15 protein-coding genes and 1 pseudogene are annotated in these 16190 nt (G+C 52.1%); 11 read left to right on the forward strand and 5 right to left on the reverse strand.

Annotation, left to right across the window (positions count from 1 at the left end):
• The first annotated feature begins 198 nt into the window (after window positions 1–198).
• Window positions 199–1221, forward strand: coding sequence for a hypothetical protein (locus C3F13_00295; GenBank protein PWB56553.1), 1023 nt, complete (start codon window positions 199–201; stop codon window positions 1219–1221).
• 90 nt (window positions 1222–1311) lie between these two features.
• Here the strand turns inward: C3F13_00295 and C3F13_00300 are convergent, their stop codons facing one another.
• Window positions 1312–2085, reverse strand: a complete 774-nt coding sequence (locus tag C3F13_00300; GenBank protein ID PWB56554.1) for a 2-deoxy-D-gluconate 3-dehydrogenase — start codon at window positions 2083–2085, stop codon at window positions 1312–1314.
• 742 nt (window positions 2086–2827) lie between these two features.
• Here C3F13_00300 and C3F13_00305 point away from each other — a divergent pair.
• The 10 genes and pseudogenes from C3F13_00305 to C3F13_00350 all read left to right on the forward strand — a co-directional run bounded on the left by C3F13_00305 (window position 2828) and on the right by C3F13_00350 (window position 12558).
• Complete coding sequence (locus tag C3F13_00305; protein ID PWB56555.1) at window positions 2828–3070, forward strand: hypothetical protein; 243 nt, start codon at window positions 2828–2830, stop codon at window positions 3068–3070.
• A gap of 26 nt (window positions 3071–3096) precedes the next feature.
• Window positions 3097–3753, forward strand: a complete 657-nt coding sequence (locus C3F13_00310; protein PWB56556.1) for a hypothetical protein — start codon at window positions 3097–3099, stop codon at window positions 3751–3753.
• Window positions 3746–4177: a hypothetical protein gene (locus tag C3F13_00315; GenBank protein PWB56557.1), complete on the forward strand. Its 432-nt coding sequence runs from the start codon at window positions 3746–3748 to the stop codon at window positions 4175–4177. Before C3F13_00310 ends, C3F13_00315 begins: the two co-directional genes overlap by 8 nt.
• An 11-nt stretch (window positions 4178–4188) precedes the next feature.
• Window positions 4189–5421, forward strand: a complete 1233-nt coding sequence (locus C3F13_00320; protein PWB56558.1) for an NADH-quinone oxidoreductase subunit F — start codon at window positions 4189–4191, stop codon at window positions 5419–5421.
• A 30-nt stretch (window positions 5422–5451) separates the two neighbouring features.
• Window positions 5452–6027: a (2Fe-2S)-binding protein gene (locus tag C3F13_00325; GenBank protein ID PWB56729.1), complete on the forward strand. Its 576-nt coding sequence runs from the start codon at window positions 5452–5454 to the stop codon at window positions 6025–6027.
• Entirely contained in the window at window positions 6024–8453 is a 2430-nt protein-coding gene (locus C3F13_00330) for a xanthine dehydrogenase (protein ID PWB56559.1), read from the forward strand. The genes C3F13_00325 and C3F13_00330 overlap by 4 nt, the downstream gene beginning before the upstream one ends.
• Window positions 8454–8463: 10 nt before the next feature.
• On the forward strand, window positions 8464–9432 hold the full coding sequence (locus tag C3F13_00335) for a molybdopterin dehydrogenase (GenBank protein ID PWB56560.1): 969 nt from the start codon (window positions 8464–8466) through the stop codon (window positions 9430–9432).
• Window positions 9433–9480: 48 nt separating this feature from the next.
• A pseudogene (locus C3F13_00340) lies at window positions 9481–10026 on the forward strand (pyruvate ferredoxin oxidoreductase).
• A 342-nt stretch (window positions 10027–10368) separates the two neighbouring features.
• Window positions 10369–11577, forward strand: a complete 1209-nt coding sequence (porA, locus tag C3F13_00345; GenBank protein PWB56561.1) for a pyruvate ferredoxin oxidoreductase — start codon at window positions 10369–10371, stop codon at window positions 11575–11577.
• Window positions 11578–11691: 114 nt separating this feature from the next.
• Window positions 11692–12558 (forward strand): pyruvate ferredoxin oxidoreductase, encoded by an 867-nt coding sequence (locus tag C3F13_00350; GenBank protein PWB56730.1) that lies wholly within the window; start codon window positions 11692–11694, stop codon window positions 12556–12558.
• Window positions 12559–12636: 78 nt separating this feature from the next.
• Here C3F13_00350 and C3F13_00355 read toward each other — a convergent pair whose 3' ends face one another.
• From C3F13_00355 to C3F13_00370, 4 genes are read right to left on the reverse strand one after another with little or no spacing between them, the layout of a single operon-like run.
• Window positions 12637–13554, reverse strand: a complete 918-nt coding sequence (locus C3F13_00355) for a hypothetical protein (GenBank protein ID PWB56562.1) — start codon at window positions 13552–13554, stop codon at window positions 12637–12639.
• A 17-nt stretch (window positions 13555–13571) separates the two neighbouring features.
• Entirely contained in the window at window positions 13572–14567 is a 996-nt protein-coding gene (locus tag C3F13_00360) for an anion permease (protein PWB56563.1), read from the reverse strand.
• Between the two features lie 13 nt (window positions 14568–14580).
• Complete coding sequence (locus C3F13_00365; GenBank protein PWB56564.1) at window positions 14581–15198, reverse strand: DUF47 domain-containing protein; 618 nt, start codon at window positions 15196–15198, stop codon at window positions 14581–14583.
• Window positions 15199–15216: 18 nt separating this feature from the next.
• Window positions 15217–16149, reverse strand: coding sequence for a hypothetical protein (locus C3F13_00370; GenBank protein PWB56565.1), 933 nt, complete (start codon window positions 16147–16149; stop codon window positions 15217–15219).
• Window positions 16150–16190 lie beyond the last annotated feature (41 nt).

The following is a 16190-nucleotide window of genomic DNA, read 5'->3' on the forward strand; positions in this document are numbered from 1 at the left end:
GGATTCGAGCAGTTAATCACGCATTTTATCAACTGTGTACAGCAGCGCACCACACCACTTACCTCGGCTCAGGAAGCTTATCGCACCCAGCTGCTCTTGGAACAGATGGTAGCAGCCGGTTCGTGAGCTTCAATCCAAGAAAACCCGACCGCGTTCTGAACAAGCACGCGGTCTTATATTATCTTTAGGAGATTAGACATGGCAAATCATAACCGCCTCACCGTGCTCAACACGATTGTAGAAACCGGTCTCATCCCGGTGTTCTATCATCGGGATGTTGAGGTGGCAAAAAAGATCGTAGCAGCCTGCGTGGCTGGAGGGGCACGTGTGGCAGAGTTTACCAACCGGGGCGACTTTGCGCCACATGTGTTCCATGAGCTTTCACAGCACTTCGCCAAGGCTGACCCGAAGGTGATCCTGGGGGCGGGCTCCATTGTAGATGCGCCGACGACTGCCCTGTACATAGCTTCAGGTGCCAGCTTTGTTGTCGGCCCAAACCTAAATCCTGAAGTAGCCCGGCTGTGCAACCGCCGCAAGATCTCTTACAGCCCAGGCTGCGGCAGCGCCTCAGAGATCGCTGAGGCTGAAGAGCTGGGTGTGGAGATTGTCAAAGTTTTTCCAGGCGATTCGGTCGGTGGTCCACAGTTCGTAAAATCGATCCTGGGTCCTTGCCCCTGGACGCGTATCATGCCCACCGGCGGCGTGAGTGATACCCGTGAAAGTATCTTCGCCTGGTTTAACGCTGGGGTAGCAGCGGTTGGGATCGGCGGCAACCTGATCAGGAAGGAATGGCTGGCGGAAGGCAACTATGATGCAATTTCGGAGCGCGTGGCACAGGTCTTAGCCTGGATTCGCGAGGCGCGCGGCATGTCTCCCATCGCGGGGATTGAACATGTGGCCTTGTATCCTTACGCTGGGTCTTCCGCGCAAAGCCTGGCAGAATGGTACGGGCAGGTATTTGGCTTCAAGGTTCAAGATGGCAAATCGAGTATCATGCTGGAAGCCAGCGGTCCTGGCCGGATTGAGCTCATGAAAGAGGGTCAAACAGACCGTTGCCACATCGCGGTAAGGGTGTTTGACTTTGACAAGGCAGCTGAAATGCTCAGAGCTAAGGGAGTCGAGCTGGAAGAACCCAAGGTGGGTCAGGATTTTAAAGCCGCATTTTTAAAGCAGACGGACCCGGCCGGAAATCAGGTCCATCTGCTATGGAGACGCGTCTGAGTGAATTGACGCCTGTCTATTTTGAAAACGGGATGGATTCGTCCCTGGTCAACTTATCGGCAGAAGACCAGGGATTTTTTTACGATTTGACTACCAGGCAAGCCACCCACCATCTACTGCAATATTGGTTCCATGGATATAAGCACCGGCTTCCGAGGCAAGTAGCAGGGCTGCACCTTGCAGGTCTTCGATCGTACCCCAACGCCCCATCGGGATGCGTGCCTCGATGTCGATTTTCTCACGGTGGTATTCAGGGTCATTCACCAGCGGGTCGGTTAAATCGGTATGCATATAGCCGGGGGTGATCGAGTTCACGTTAATGCCCTTGGGTGCCAGATCATTCGACATGGCTCTGGTGAAGCCCAGGACACCGTGCTTGGAAGCCGTATAGGCAGGGACGAGTAAACCACCCTGGTGTGACAATAGCGAGGCGATGTTGATGATTTTCCCCTGGCCTTGCTTTACCATCTGCCGGGCAGCAGCCTGAGCGAGGAACCAGGGCGCATTCAGGTTGACCTGGAGTGTATTCTGCCAGTTTTTCACGGAGTATTCTAAGATCGGTTGACGTGGGCAGATGCCAGCGTTATTTACCAAGATATCCAGCTTGCCAAATTCGGTCACTACCTCATCAATCAGGCGTGCGAAGTCATCTGGGGTAGCAGTCAGTAAATCCACTTGTTTCCAGGCGTGCTTGTGACCCAAGGCCAGTACTTTAGAGCGCAACTCGATTGGATCATTACGATCAAAACTCACAATATCAGCTCCCGCTTCAGCCAGGCAAAGGGCAATCCCTTTTCCCAGGCCACGGCGGCTCCCAGTGACGACTGCAACTTTCCCATCGATGCGAAATTTGTCCAGAATCATCTTGATCGCTCCTCAGATTAGTATCGTTGTACGTTTATCACCTTGCGGTGGCTTGTTTGCAAACTTAGCTCAGCGGCTGAAAATATGCCAGCATTTAGCAACAATGCAGGAAGGCATAATTCAATTATCTGAGAAAGTTCTTTCCTTTCGCATGGTCAGGTAAATATTAACTTAGTGCAGTATTGCTCATTTGGATTATAGCATCTCCGATTAATGAAGAGAAGTAGTGAAACAGATTAAAGAGTAAGCTAATTGTAAAGTCTGAGTGACAAAGGTAATTACTTGACAGCATGAAGAAGTCTGTTATACTCCAAAGTTGTAATTACAACATAACATTACTACAATTTGAGCATTTTGTAAACCCGAATTAATATCGTCTTTGATTGTTCCTTGAGCATGTAGCATTATTGGTTACATGAATACCCAAGCGTTGGCTGCCAGGAGTTTCTACCCCACTTTTTCATCATGTCTCGGAATGAATTCTTCGCACAGCTTTTGTATTCTCGGCACATCATTTAAACACCCGGTCCAGGTAATTTCGGGTCATATTTTTGATAAGGCTTCGCAGGTTGAGCAGGGTGCGGACGAGGGTTCCTCTTTTCAAGAATTAGTTATCATGCAGGTTCTCTTGAGTTATCACCTGACCCTTTCTCACAATCCAGGCATAATCAGTGGTTCTACCGCACACTCATAATGATATACTTCCTTTCCAAACGGTAGGAACGAGAATGAGGAAACCCCGATGTCTGTCCGAGTCGATCTCAACCCAATTTTGAGAAGAATGTACCAGCCAGGTTACGACCCTGACAAAGGGTTGATCCTTACCGATGCGGTGGGGAAAACATTGCACGAGATAGTCACCGGCTTGGGTATTCCTCCTGACGAAGTATCTTCGATCCTGGTAAATCATCGTGTTGAACAGCCAAATTACAAAGTGCAAGACGATGACGTGATCCATCTCTCGGTTGCTATTAGTGGCGGGTGACGGAAGATACTGGGCGAGGTAAGCATATGACAGAAGTACAGCTAACAATAAATGGTAAAGCAACCCGCTGCCAGGAGGACCTAACCATCTTACAAGCTGCCGAGCAGATCGGTATCGAGATTCCGACGCTCTGTTATAGCCCTGACCTGCATGCCACAGGTGTCTGCCGCATTTGTGCCGTAGAAGTGGAAGGTTCACGGACACTGGTTGGCGCTTGCCATACTCCGGTTGCACCTGGGATGGTGGTTCGCACACATTCCCCCAAGGTTTTAGCTGCGCGGCGAGCTAACGTCGAGCTTTTGCAAGCCGCACACGATGCCATCTGCGTCACCGACCCCACCTGCGAGCTGTGCGATCTTCATAAATTGTGCTCCGATTTGCAGGTACGGCGTAGTGGATTCCGTGTCAGGCAGCGCCGTTCTTATCCTATAGAGGTAGACAATCCCTATGTTCTCCGCGACATGTCAAAATGCATTCTATGCCGCAGATGTGTTTCGGTATGCAATGAAATTGCTAAAAAGAATATCTTCTCCATCGCGTATCGAGGCTATGGCTCTAAAGTGGTGGTGGATTGTGATGTAGCCCTGGTCACCGAAGCCTGTCGAGATTGCGGAAAATGCATCGATTACTGCCCGACCCAGGCCTTGAGGCTACCGGAGAAAGTAGAGGTAACCAATGCCTGAAAAGTTGACCGTCAAAGGACGTGAGCAACTGCTGTCATTGCTGCAAGCTGAGCATGAGCGTAACAGCCACATCTCTGAGAAATTTATTGAGCAGACCGCAGTATCATTAGGTCTTTCTGTCAGCGAAGTGTACGGCGTAGCAACTTTCTACCACTTACTCTCGATCAAGCCATTAGGCCGGAATGTCATCCGGGTATGCAAGTGCTTTCCTTGTTACCTCAAAAGTTCGCAGCTGGTGGTGGAGACCATCCAGAAAGAGTTGGGCATCTCACCCGGTGAGACAACTCCAGACGGCAGGTTTTCCTTTCAATTAACCAATTGCATTGGCGCATGCGACCAGGCCCCGGCGATGTTACTGAACCATGATCTGCACGGCTGCCTGACCCCCGCCAAGATTGTTAAGGTCCTTCAGGCGTATCCGTAGAGCGGAAAAGAATGCCAGAAAAGCAACTTGTTCTCAAAAATTGTCAGGTTATAGATCCCAGGGACATCAACACTTACCTGGAACAGGATGGATTCAAGGCATTAAATCGGGCATTGGGTATGACACCCGAAGCGGTTATCGCTGAGGTCAAAGCTTCAAATTTAAAGGGCCGCGGGGGGGCGGGTTTTCCCTGTGGATTGAAGTGGGAGCTTACCCGAAAATCTGCCGGTGACGAGAAATATTTTATTTGCAATGCGGATGAAGGTGAGGTAGGGACGTTTAAGGATCGTTACATCTTGCAACAAGATCCTTTCACCCTGATTGAGGCGATCGCGATCGCAGCCTATGCCATAGGCGCGCAACGAGCTTTCATGTACCTCCGCGCAGAGTATCACTATTTGCTTGATCAATTGTTGGATGCAATTGCCCAGGTAAAAGCCACGGGGTTCCTGGCGCATGTAAATATAGAAATTTTCGAGGGTGCAGGTGCGTACATTTGTGGAGAAGAGTCTGCGCTCATGGACTCGATCGAGGGCAAACGGGGTGAAGCCCGTTTCAAACCCCCCTATCCGCCGAGCAAGGGCTTGTGGGGTAAACCGACGGTAATCAATAACGTCGAAACCCTGATGAACATTCCCCTGATTATGCTGCATGGCGCGGCATGGTTCAATCAAATTGGGACCGAAAAGAGTAAAGGCACCAAGGTTTTTTCCGTCAGTGGAGACGTGGCAAGGCCCGGCGTGTGTGAGTTTGTAATGGGCAGCCGGCTCGATGAAATCGTCCTGGATTGGGCTGGGGCCAAAGATATCAAGATGGTCCAGGTTGGTGGAGCGACAGGTGCGGTCATCCCGTTTGCGTCGCTCAAGACACCTCTGGCGTTTGAGACGGTGCTGGGTTCAGGTGCAATCACTGTCTTGAATAACAGCCGAGACACATTGGATTTTGTCACCCGCACTATCCAGTTTCTCGCTGAAGAATCGTGCGGGAAATGCACTCCTTGCAGGGAGGGGAGTGAGGTAATGCTCGAAATTCTGGAACGACTGGCCAAGGCGGATGGTCAACCCGAAGATATCAACACTCTGTCGGAATTATCCACGGTATTGTCTCTTACCTCGTTGTGTGGGTTGGGGCAGGCCACTTCGATCCCGGTGCTGGATACCCTCAAATATTTCAGAAACGATTATGATGCTCGCATAAGACAATCCGTTCTCTTACGCGCTGTGCGGCGCCAGACAAACCAGTGATGGGATGAGATACGAAAGGTGCTCAACCAGATGACGGACTCCTATCTGTGCCCTTACTGTGCGGTAACGGTCGATGCATTCGATGCACTGAAAACACATGTCATCGCCGAACACTCGACAGAACCGCTTCCATTGCCTGATGGCGTGATCCAGCTCACGATAAATAAACAAGCCTATCAGCTTTATGTAGAGCCAGAATGGACACTGCACCATGTCATCCATGACCGCTTAGGGCTTACCGGAACGAAGACGTTTTGCGACCGAGGCGCCTGTGGCTCCTGCACGGTCAACATTGATAGCCGGCCGGTACTCTCCTGCATGACGCTTGCGATCGAGTGTAAGGGCAAGACCATCGAGACCATTGAAGGGATTTCAGCTGACCACCATCCTTTGATTGAAGCGTATGTCACGCAGCATGCCATGCAGTGCGGCTATTGCACGCCCGGTTTTATTGTGACTGGCAAGGCGTTGCTTGACCACAATGCCGATCCAACTGAGGAAGAAATTAAGGAAGCATTGGCGGGTAACCTTTGCCGCTGCGGTACCTACCCTCAACATCCCAAAGCAGTGCTTGAGGCAGCTCAGGTTCTCAGGGAAGGAAGATGACCATGGCGGACGAACCGGGATCCTATCAGAAGCTACGCACAGAAGGGCAGTACAACGTCGGTCCTGAGCCGCTGGATATAGCCTTCAGGGAGATTGGCAAGCGTGGTCAACGTCGTTTGGATGGCTATGAGAAGGCGACCGGAAAAGCACTTTACACGCGCGACATGGAACTCCCCGGGACATTATATGCGCGAGTACTGCGCTCACCCTATCCCCATGCAAGAATCATATCGATGGATACCCAACAGGCGGAGACGTTTCCCGGGGTCAGGGCTGTGTTACGTTATGATGATCCAGAAATCAGCGGCCGGATATTGAATGGCAGTTATTTTGCCCAGGGATGGTCACGCCCAAAGTTGGCTGGATGGGCTCTAAAACCAATTCACCTGGTCTTGGCAGATGAAGCCTGGTACGAAGGACAACCGATGGGTGCCGCGGTCGCCGCTGAAAGTGAAGATATCGCACAGCAAGCTTTGAGCCTCATCCGCATTGAATGGGAGGAGCTGCCCTTTGTCCTTGACCAGGAAGAGGCGCTTAAACCTGATGCACCTATCTTGCGCCTAGGTGCTTCGAGTAATGAGGTTCATGACCCGCGCAAGTTTTTTGAGGTGGGTGATGTGGCGCAAGGTTTTAAGGAAGCTGATCAGGTGATAGAATTCAAAGCCCGACGCCGGCCGCACCTGTGGGCTGGTGCGGAGATGCCCAGCGCCTTGGTGCGCTGGCTGGACGGCCGCTTGGAGCTGTGGGTGCACCAGCAACAACCTTACATCGCCAAGCAGCTGATCGCTGAATGGCACAACCTCCCCATGGACAAAGTCACCGTCAACACCCTCTATCAGGGTTGCTCATTCGGTGGTCGTGGCAACCCGGCCAACCACTCTGAAAACGGCATCAATATTTTAGCCAGCCTGTTATCGAAGGCAACGGGACGTCCGGTCAAGATGCTCTACGACCGGCGCGACACTTTCTTCGGTGAATCTGGTGATATGGCGGTAAGCGATTTTAAGGTGGGCTTCAAGAATGACGGAACCATCACCGCGGTTCAGATGAAAAACATCTTCGCTGTCTACCTGGCTGCCACAGGGATTGACCATTTTGTGGATAACACGCGCATCAAGAACCTGGCATGCGAGGCAACCCCGGTGGATGTGAGCATTGGTCCAGCCTGGTGGGCACGTTGTGAGCATCTGACCAGTTGCCTGGCCTTGACGCTGATCTTTGATCATGTCGCGGCGACATTGAAGATGGATCCCATTGAGGTAGCTCTATTAAATGATGGTAGCCATGGGCATGATACCAGCTATCTAGACGAGTACAAACGTGAGTATGGATTCCCCGCTCGCGATAGTCTCAAGGAATGTGTCGAAACCGGTAAACGGGTTATTGGCTGGAATGAGAAATGGCACTTGCCGGGTACCCGGCGATTAGAGAATGGCAAGCTGCATGGGATTGCCTTCACCTGGTCTCACAACTGGGACGATACACGCGGCGCAGGTTCAGCTGCCGTGATGATCGAAAATGACGGCTCGGTCACCATCATTGGACAGCATGTGGACATTGGCCCGAATCCGTGGACGCCACTGTGCCAGATTGTGGCTGATGAGATCGGGGTTCCCTTCGAAAGCGTGCATATCAAGCCCTGGACCGGCGATACCGGATTTGTGCTCATGTCACCTGATGGCTCCTGCAATTTAGTCACCAATGGAAACATTGTGCGCAAGGCCGCCCACAAAGCCAGGCAGATGCTTCTTGAACTGGCGGCTGAAAAGTTCAAAGTAGAAAATCCCGAAGAGCTTGAGATCCAGGATGGGCTAGTTTTTCTCAGGGCCGATCCTACGCAGGCCCTTCCAGTCCGGGAGATTGTGGCCCGCTCGGTACCCATGCATGTTTCTAGTGCCTTCTGGACTCAGCCGCCCATCATCGGTTGGGCATGGCACAATCAGGGTATCTGGGGTCAGGCGAATGAAACCGGACGACCACGCTTATGCCGTCAGGTACATTTCATGGAAGTCGAAGTCGACCCCGACACAGGCCAGGTGGAGGTGACCCGCGTGGTCAACGTTAATGATGTGGGCAAAGCAGTCTCGCCTGAAGGAGTAGAGGGGCAGATGTATGGTGGCACGGTCATGGGTGTGAGCCGTGGGACAACCGAAGAGATGATTTGGGACCCCAATACGGGTGTGCTGCTCAATGGCAACCTGCTGGATTATAAATATGCCACGATCCTCGACTGCGGGCCAATCGACACACCGTTTATTGAGACCGGATTAGGGCACGGCCCATATGGAGCATCAGGTATTGGTGAAGCCACGGCTACGATCATCCCGGCATTGGTTGGCCCGGCTGTATATAACGCGATCGGCTGCTGGGTGGACGATTTTCCTATCACTCCAGACAAAGTACTAAAAGCTCTGGGGAAGATCTAAGGGTACCGCGATGAATAAATTCACCCACATAAATGCCACCAGCATCGAAGAAGCCGTCTTGCTCTTGCAGCGCTATAGAGGCAGGGCAAATCTCATCGCGGGAGGGACTGATCTCCTTGGAAAATTGAAGGATGAGGTCATGCCAGCCTATCCCGAGGCGATCATTAATCTCAAGTCGATCCCAGGTCTGGATTTTATCCACTACGAAAATGAAATGCTCAAGATAGGTGCATTGACCCGGTTAGCAGATATTGCCGCTGAGCCGATCATTCAAAGCCAGTACTCTGCATTAGCCCAAGCAGCCAGTCGAACCGCATCGCCTCACCTGCGTGAGATGGGCACGCTGGGCGGTAATCTTTGCCAGGATATCCGCTGCTGGTATTATCGCAGCCCCAATAACCGCTTCCCCTGCTTGCGGAAAAGCGCCGGTCGCTGCTACGCACTTACTGGCGACGATCGCTATCACTCCATCTTTGGCGGAAGTGTGGAAGAAGGCTGTATCGCGGTACACCCGAGCGATACCGCACCAGCACTCATTGCGTTGAATGCTCAGATAAAGACCTCCAGGCGTATCATCCGCGCTCAGAATTTTTTCCAAGTCGATGAGTGCCGGACTACCATACTGGAGGACGATGAAATTGTGACTGAGATCCATGTGCCAAAGCCGCACGGCAAGAGCGCCTTTGAAAAATTCGCCCTCCGCAAAGCGATTGATTTTCCGATCGTAAATGGAGCAGCTGCGATTGAAGTACAAGATGGTTTAGTGAAGACTGCCAGAATTTGCCTTAATGCGGTTTATGTCATTCCTTACAAAGCAACCTTGGCTGAGCAAGCCCTTGTTGGCCAACCGCTCAATATTTCCAGCGCCCAGGCGGCTGCAGATGCGACCGTTTCAAATGCTCTACCCCGCCATCGCAACCAATTTATGGTCGAGTTCACCCGGGCGTTGGTGAAGAGATTGGTTCTGGCCTGCCAATAATGATCTGTTTTTATAACCTTTATTTTATTTAGAGATGGGAGAAAAATCTTGAAAGAAATACGGCTTCATGGAAGAGGTGGCCAGGGTGCAGTCCTGGCGGCTGAATTAATGGTTGTGGCAGCCTTCGAGGATGGTAAGTATGGTCAGGCGTTCCCTGCCTTCGGAGGCGAGCGTAGAGGTGCTCCGGTACAGGCGTTCGTCCGCCTGGACGAGCATCCGGTGCGAGTGCGCTACCGCGTCAATCAGCCTGACCATGTCATCATCATGGATCATACCCTGCCAAACATGGTGGATGTGTTGGATGGTCTTAAACCTGGCGGGCTGGCACTGATCGACAGTGAAAAATCACCAGCCGACTTGCTGTGGTCCGTCGATGCACCGGTTTATGCAGTTCCAGCCACGCGCATCGCCCTCGAGGTATTCGGCCATCCGTTCGTTAATCCCGCCATGCTAGGTGCCTGGGCTGCCGTTACCGGTGAGGTCAGCCTTGAAGCAATCACACATGCGTTCCAGCATCGCTTTCCCGGTTCACTGGGTGAAAAGAATGGCCGCGCCGCAAAGCTGGGTTATGAATTTATCCGTGACGGGGCAGCCCCAGTTCAGGTAAAGAAAGCCGCCCAGGCAGTGGGGCGTCCCTCCGTATGGCTGCGGGAAGAGGTGGCAGGCGTACCGGGGCAACCCTTGCATTTCGCTTCAGTAGTAGCTGCACGCACCTCCCTGGCATACCCAACGGGGAGCTGGCGTTACAGCCGACCCGAAATCGACCTGGAAGCTTGTAATGGTTGCACGATCTGTGAAACGTTCTGCCCCGACAGCTGTATGGCCATCGTGGACGAGAAAGCTGTTGTTGACTTCGAGTTTTGTAAAGGCTGTGGTATTTGTGCCGAAGTATGTGCTCGGGATGCAATTCAAATGGTGAGCGAGGAGGCGTGAGAAATGGCAAAAGGTAAACTATCTGTAATGGAAGGCTCAATGGCAGTCGCGCAGGCTGTCAGAGCCTGCCGACCAGCAGTGGTCTCTGCTTATCCTATCACGCCCCAAACCCACATCATCGAGTTTCTCGCCCAGATGGTTGCCAATGGCGAGCTCGAGGCTGAGTACATCCGGGCAGACTCAGAATTTTCTGCAATTTCTATTTTAGCAGGTGCCAGTGCCACAGGCGTGCGCACCTACACCGCCTCATCGTCACAAGGTCTGCTCTTGATGACCGAGATGATCTATTACCTGGCTGGCACAAGGTTACCGGTGGTATTAACCGGTGCGAATCGCCAGATCACTGCCCCGATTGGTTTACAGCCTGACCACCAGGACACGATGAGTTTTCGCGATGCAGGCCTTATCGAGCTCTATGTGGAGGATGTTCAAGAAGCTTATGATACCCATATCCAGGCGTTCAAAATTGCCGAGGATCACGATATTTTGTTGCCGATCATGGTATGCATGGACGGCTTCGTTTTGACGCATGTTTATGAGCCGGTAAAGACCTTTAACCAGGAAGATGTAGATGCTTTCCTGCCTCCATACGTACCCATCCATTATATGACCCCTGAAAAGCCCATGGTCTTTGGTTCCGGAACCGATGAGCCAAACACCATGGAATTTCATTACATGGGTCAGCAGGCTGCACTGCGGGCCATCAACAAAATCGAAGTTGTGGCGCGTGAGTTTGAAGCCAGCTTTGGGCATTATCGGGGTGGCCTGATTGACACGTATGCCACGGAGGATGCAGAAGTAATCCTGGTAGCCATGGGCTCTGTGATCGGTACCCTGCGCGAAGCTGTAGATATCCTGCGGAGTGAGGGGACAAAGGTCGGGTTGGTCAAAGTGCGCAGTTTCCGACCTTTTCCAGCTGAAGCACTAAGGCAAGCGATCAGCCATGCAGGTGCGGTGGCTGTGTTGGATCGGGCCCTGTCTTTCGGTTTCGAAGGGATACTTGCCACCGATGTCAAATCGGCACTATACGATGCACCCAAACGCCCCCTGATATTAGGCATGATGGTCGGTTTTGGTGGGCGAGAAGTAAATCTGGAAACCATTCGTGAGGTTGTCCAACGCACTCAGCGGGCGTTGGATACCGGCAGTGTTCCCAACCAGGCCGAATTCATCGGATTGAAGACGGATACCCTGCCATCGTTTAGAGTATAGCCTGCCTGGCATATTCGATATTTTCTCCGAGCGTTTCTACGCCGGACGACCTATTTTCATTATCGTAGATGAGGATGTTTTATGGATCAACTCTTGCTTGACAAATATGACAAAATGCTCTTCACACCTGGTCATCGCGCCTGCCCTGGCTGCGGGGCTACCATTGCCGTGCGCGCCATCCTGGAAGCGACCGGACCGGACGTGATTGTGGTCAGCCCGACAGGTTGCCTGGAGACTTTTTCCGCTCAATATCCCTACTCGCCCTGGGGTGTCCCCTGGTTGCATGTCCTGTTTGAAAACGCAGGAGCAGTCGCCTCAGGGGTTGAAGCCGCCCTCAAAAAACGCGGGCTTGCCGATAAGGTTAAGGTTGTCATCATCGGTGGCGATGGTGGCACGCACGATATTGGTCTGGGCGCACTCTCAGGCATGTTGGAACGTGGTCATAATGTGACCTATATCTGCTATGACAACGAAGCATACATGAATACCGGTGTGCAGCGTTCCAGCTCCACGCCTGTGGGCGCTTCCACAGCGACCAGCCCGGTGGGTAAACAGTCCTGGGGCAAAGAACGCCCGAAGAAAAACCTGCCTGCTATCGTCATGGCACATGGCGCTCCGTACGTAGCTACCGCGTCGATTGCCTATCCCAAGGATATCACCCGCAAAGTAAAGCAAGCTTTGTCGATTGAGGGGCCGAAATATATCGAAATTCACAGCCCATGCCCTATCGGGTGGGGGTTTGAATCCGCATCAACCATCGAGCTGGCCAAGTTAGCTGTCCAAACAGGTCTTGTGCCAATCTATGAGGCTTTTCAGGGCCAACCTCTCAAGGTACGCAAAATCCCCAAGCGTGTCCCCGTGACCGAATATCTGCGGGGGCAAAAGCGGTTTCGTCACCTCGTTGAAGGTGAAGGCGATGAGCTACATATCGCGCAAATACAAGCGATTGCCGATGCAAATGCGGCTCACTACGGGTTGTAACATTGGCGTAATTGAATTGAAATCAGAGGTTGATTTACACAGGTTGTAATAAACCTGAGTTTGGTGTGCGGTGCCAGATCATTTAGATAAATGTTGAGGTGGCACCGCATACTCGTATTTATCCAGCAATAATTCTTCCACCTCGCTGATCGGGCGATCGAACGGGCCCAGTCTTTCCATTTTCAGGCTGGTGACTGCCGCAGCCCACACCATGGCCTGGTATGGCTGCATGGACAGGCGCATGGCCATGTACGCCCCGATACAGGTATCCCCACGGCCACTCCGGCCGTCCATCTGCTGCGAGTAGAACCCGGCCGAATAAAATTCACCACCAGCAAATAACAGCAGCCCATCTCGATGGGTGACAATGATTTCCTTTGCCCCCAGGCCGGCAAACATTTCAGCGGCTTTGTGGATATCCCTTTCGCCAGTGAGGTGCTCCGCTTCGACTGCATCGCTCTTAAGCACGTCAATATAAGGTAGCGCTTCGGGCATCTCGTCCCATGCTTCGTATTTCAAGCTTTGACCTCTCAGCACGCGTACGAATCCCTGCATGTCAGCCCCCAGCAGGACTTGCTTTTCGTTAAGAAAGCGTATGACATCCAGGCCGACCTCACCCCGCAGGCTTGTGCCGATCACCGCTGCCTTCATCTGCAGCGTAGCCACCTCCTCAACCGTGATCGACCCGGCGGTACTGGCTACGGACAGGGAGCGGAAATCCGGGTCAAGCGTGGGGTATTCCAATCGCATCGTAGTCGATGTGGGTGTATAGGTGGCGAAGCAGTCAATCCCCGCCTGAGTGAATTTATCCACCACGCGCTGGTCCTCTTTGGCCAGGCGAGTCACCACAGCGACTTTTATTCCAAGCCGATTGGCAGCATGCGCAGCATAGTTCATTGCACCGCCATCCACGTAGCGTGTACCAGCCGGAGAAATGATTGTATCCTTGGTGTAATTGCCAATACACACCAGGTCATATTTTGGAATGTTATTCATATGCGGTTTCAGTATTATTAATTAAATAGACCGATGATCAAGCTGATCACCCAATAAATGCCAGCCCCCACCAGCGCAGTAGCCGGGATGGTCAGGAGCCAGGCCATGCCGATTTCCTGCGCAACGCCCCAGCGTACCTTGTTCTTTCTCTCAGCAGCCCCGACACCCATGATGGATGAGCTGACCACCTGGGTGGTGCTTACCGGACCTCCTACTAATGAAGCGCTCAAGATCACGACCGAGGAAGCGAGCTGAGAAGAAAATCCATCCACGGGTCGGATGCGGAAAAATTTCGCGCCCAGGGTCTTGATCAACCTCCACCCGCCCAGGGCTGTACCGGCCGCTATCATCGTTGCACAAGCTAGGATGACCCATTTGGGCACTTCAAAAGTTGATAAATATCCTCCGGTGACCAATGCCAGGGTGATGATGCCCATCGTCTTTTGAGCATCATTGGTACCGTGGGAGAGCGCCAGAGAAAGAGAAGTGAGAATCTGACCACGATTGAAGTATTTATTGACCCTTGGCGATGCATTCCAGCAGGCCAGGTAGATCAAGCGTAAGACAATGAAACCGAAGGCGAAGCCAATCATCGGGGATAGGAACAAGGAGAGCAAGACTTTGAGCAAGCCTGGCAGCATGATGGCACTCCAGCCTGCATCGATGAGCACCGCGCCGATCAAACCGCCGATCAATGCGTGTGACGAGCTGCTGGGGAACCCCAAGTACCAGGTGAGCAGGTTCCATAATATGGCACTGGTCAGGGCGGCCAAGATCACCAGCAGGTTAATCGCCGCCGATTCAACCACCTCATTGCCGATCGTCTCCGCGACTGCCACGCCAAAAATGAACGGGCCAACAAAATTCGCAGCCGCAGTCATCCACAAGGCAACCCGAGGGGGTAATGCCCGTGAAGAGATCATGGTCGCCACGACGTTGCTCGAATCGTGGACTCCATTTAAGAAATCGAAGACCAGAGCCAAGATGATGATGACGATAATTAATGGGCTCATTGGTATGGTCTTCCTACGTGATCTTCACGACGATATCGGCGATGACATTGGCAGCTTCGTCACCCCTGTCAGCCGCATTACTGAGATGACGATAAACCTCGCGCGATTTCAACATCTTCATCACATGCTTGATATCCTCCGCACCGCTGAAGAGATCGGCCAGTGCCTCTCGGTAGACTTCCTCAACCCGGTTTTCAAGGGTCTTAGCCCGCTGGGCATGCTCATTGGCAACTTCAGGATGGAGCTCCAGGCGGTCAACCGCCATCAACAATTCATAAGCCGCATCCCTGAGTAATGATGCAATTCGCAGCATGAACGCTGTTGGGCGCACGCGTAGGACTTCCATCTCGGTCACCGTGCTGTAAGCATAATCCAGCACATCATCTATGGTGCGTGATAGTGAAAAGATATCCTCCCGATCGAAGGGGGTGACGAAGGTCTTATTCAGCTCAGAAATCAGGATTCTCCGGGCTTCATCAGCTTCTTTCTCATTGGTTTCCAATCGTGCAGCCGCGGTCGTGTCTTCAGCCATGTAGGCTTTCAGGGCTTCTAAGCCTTGCAAGGTTAGCGCGGCTTGATCATGGATCAGCTTGATGAAGACGCTCTCTCGCTTTTTAAAATAACTGCGCATAATACCACTCCTCACCAACTACAGATATTTAATACAGCCAGCCTCAACCAGAAGAAGTAATCCATGTTTAACCTGTGCAAGTGTGTTGCCAGGTCGGAGCTCAAGGGTCCGAAATGCAGTATCCGGCAGGTAATGTGCGATTATACCAAAATCAATCTCTCCCAACCCAGGTGCAAGGTGATCGGTCAAACCGTTCACATCATGCAGGTGGCATCCAACCATGCGGGAAGCGTACCGTTTAAGCCAATCCTCGTGCTTAAAAAACCCCAGGCGGTCAAGTGCCTGGGCATGCCCCACATCGTAGATAAAACCCAGCCGGCCTGGGTCTGCCAGGTCAAGCAGCTCTTCCATTTCATCCATGACGGGGATATCCATATAGTGATAACGATTTTCTAACCCGAGTATGACATTACGGGTCGCAGCATACTTGAGTAGCTCATCCAGGCTTTTTCTGACAGCATCCAGACGTGGAGCAGCCTTCGCCGTACGTGCTTGACTGATTTCAATTTTATACTTTTGGTATTCAGTCGTGTGCGTTTCGCTCTTCTTGAATAATCCTCGTAATTTGTTTTCGTGTCCCATGTCGGCAGCCACGTTCCCACAATGGACGACGACTATTGGTGCGCCTCTTTCTGATGCCAGCTGGATGCTATTCATCACCGCTCGCACACCTTGCCTGCGGCAGTCTTCATCATTGGATGAAATCACCCAATCACGATTGACCAGTTCCTTGGTGGAGACGTCCGCCGGGCAGGGTTCGTGGATACTACTGAGTTGATAGTGATTCCAATTCACAATAGATAACATTAGTGAATCAATCTGGTGATTCAGCTCAATTTTTGTTGCCCCCAGGGTCTTTGCAATCCGAAAAAATTCATTCAGATCGGAATAATTGGTGATAGCCCACATGGTCGACATCGAGGCAGTGGTGGGTAGGTTTTCAGCTGTCATGATACGTTCACATCAAAATCCAGTGCTCAGGTTCAAATATG

This window comes from Anaerolineales bacterium (genome assembly GCA_003105035.1).
Taxonomy (GTDB): Bacteria; Chloroflexota; Anaerolineae; order Anaerolineales; family UBA4823; genus FEB-25.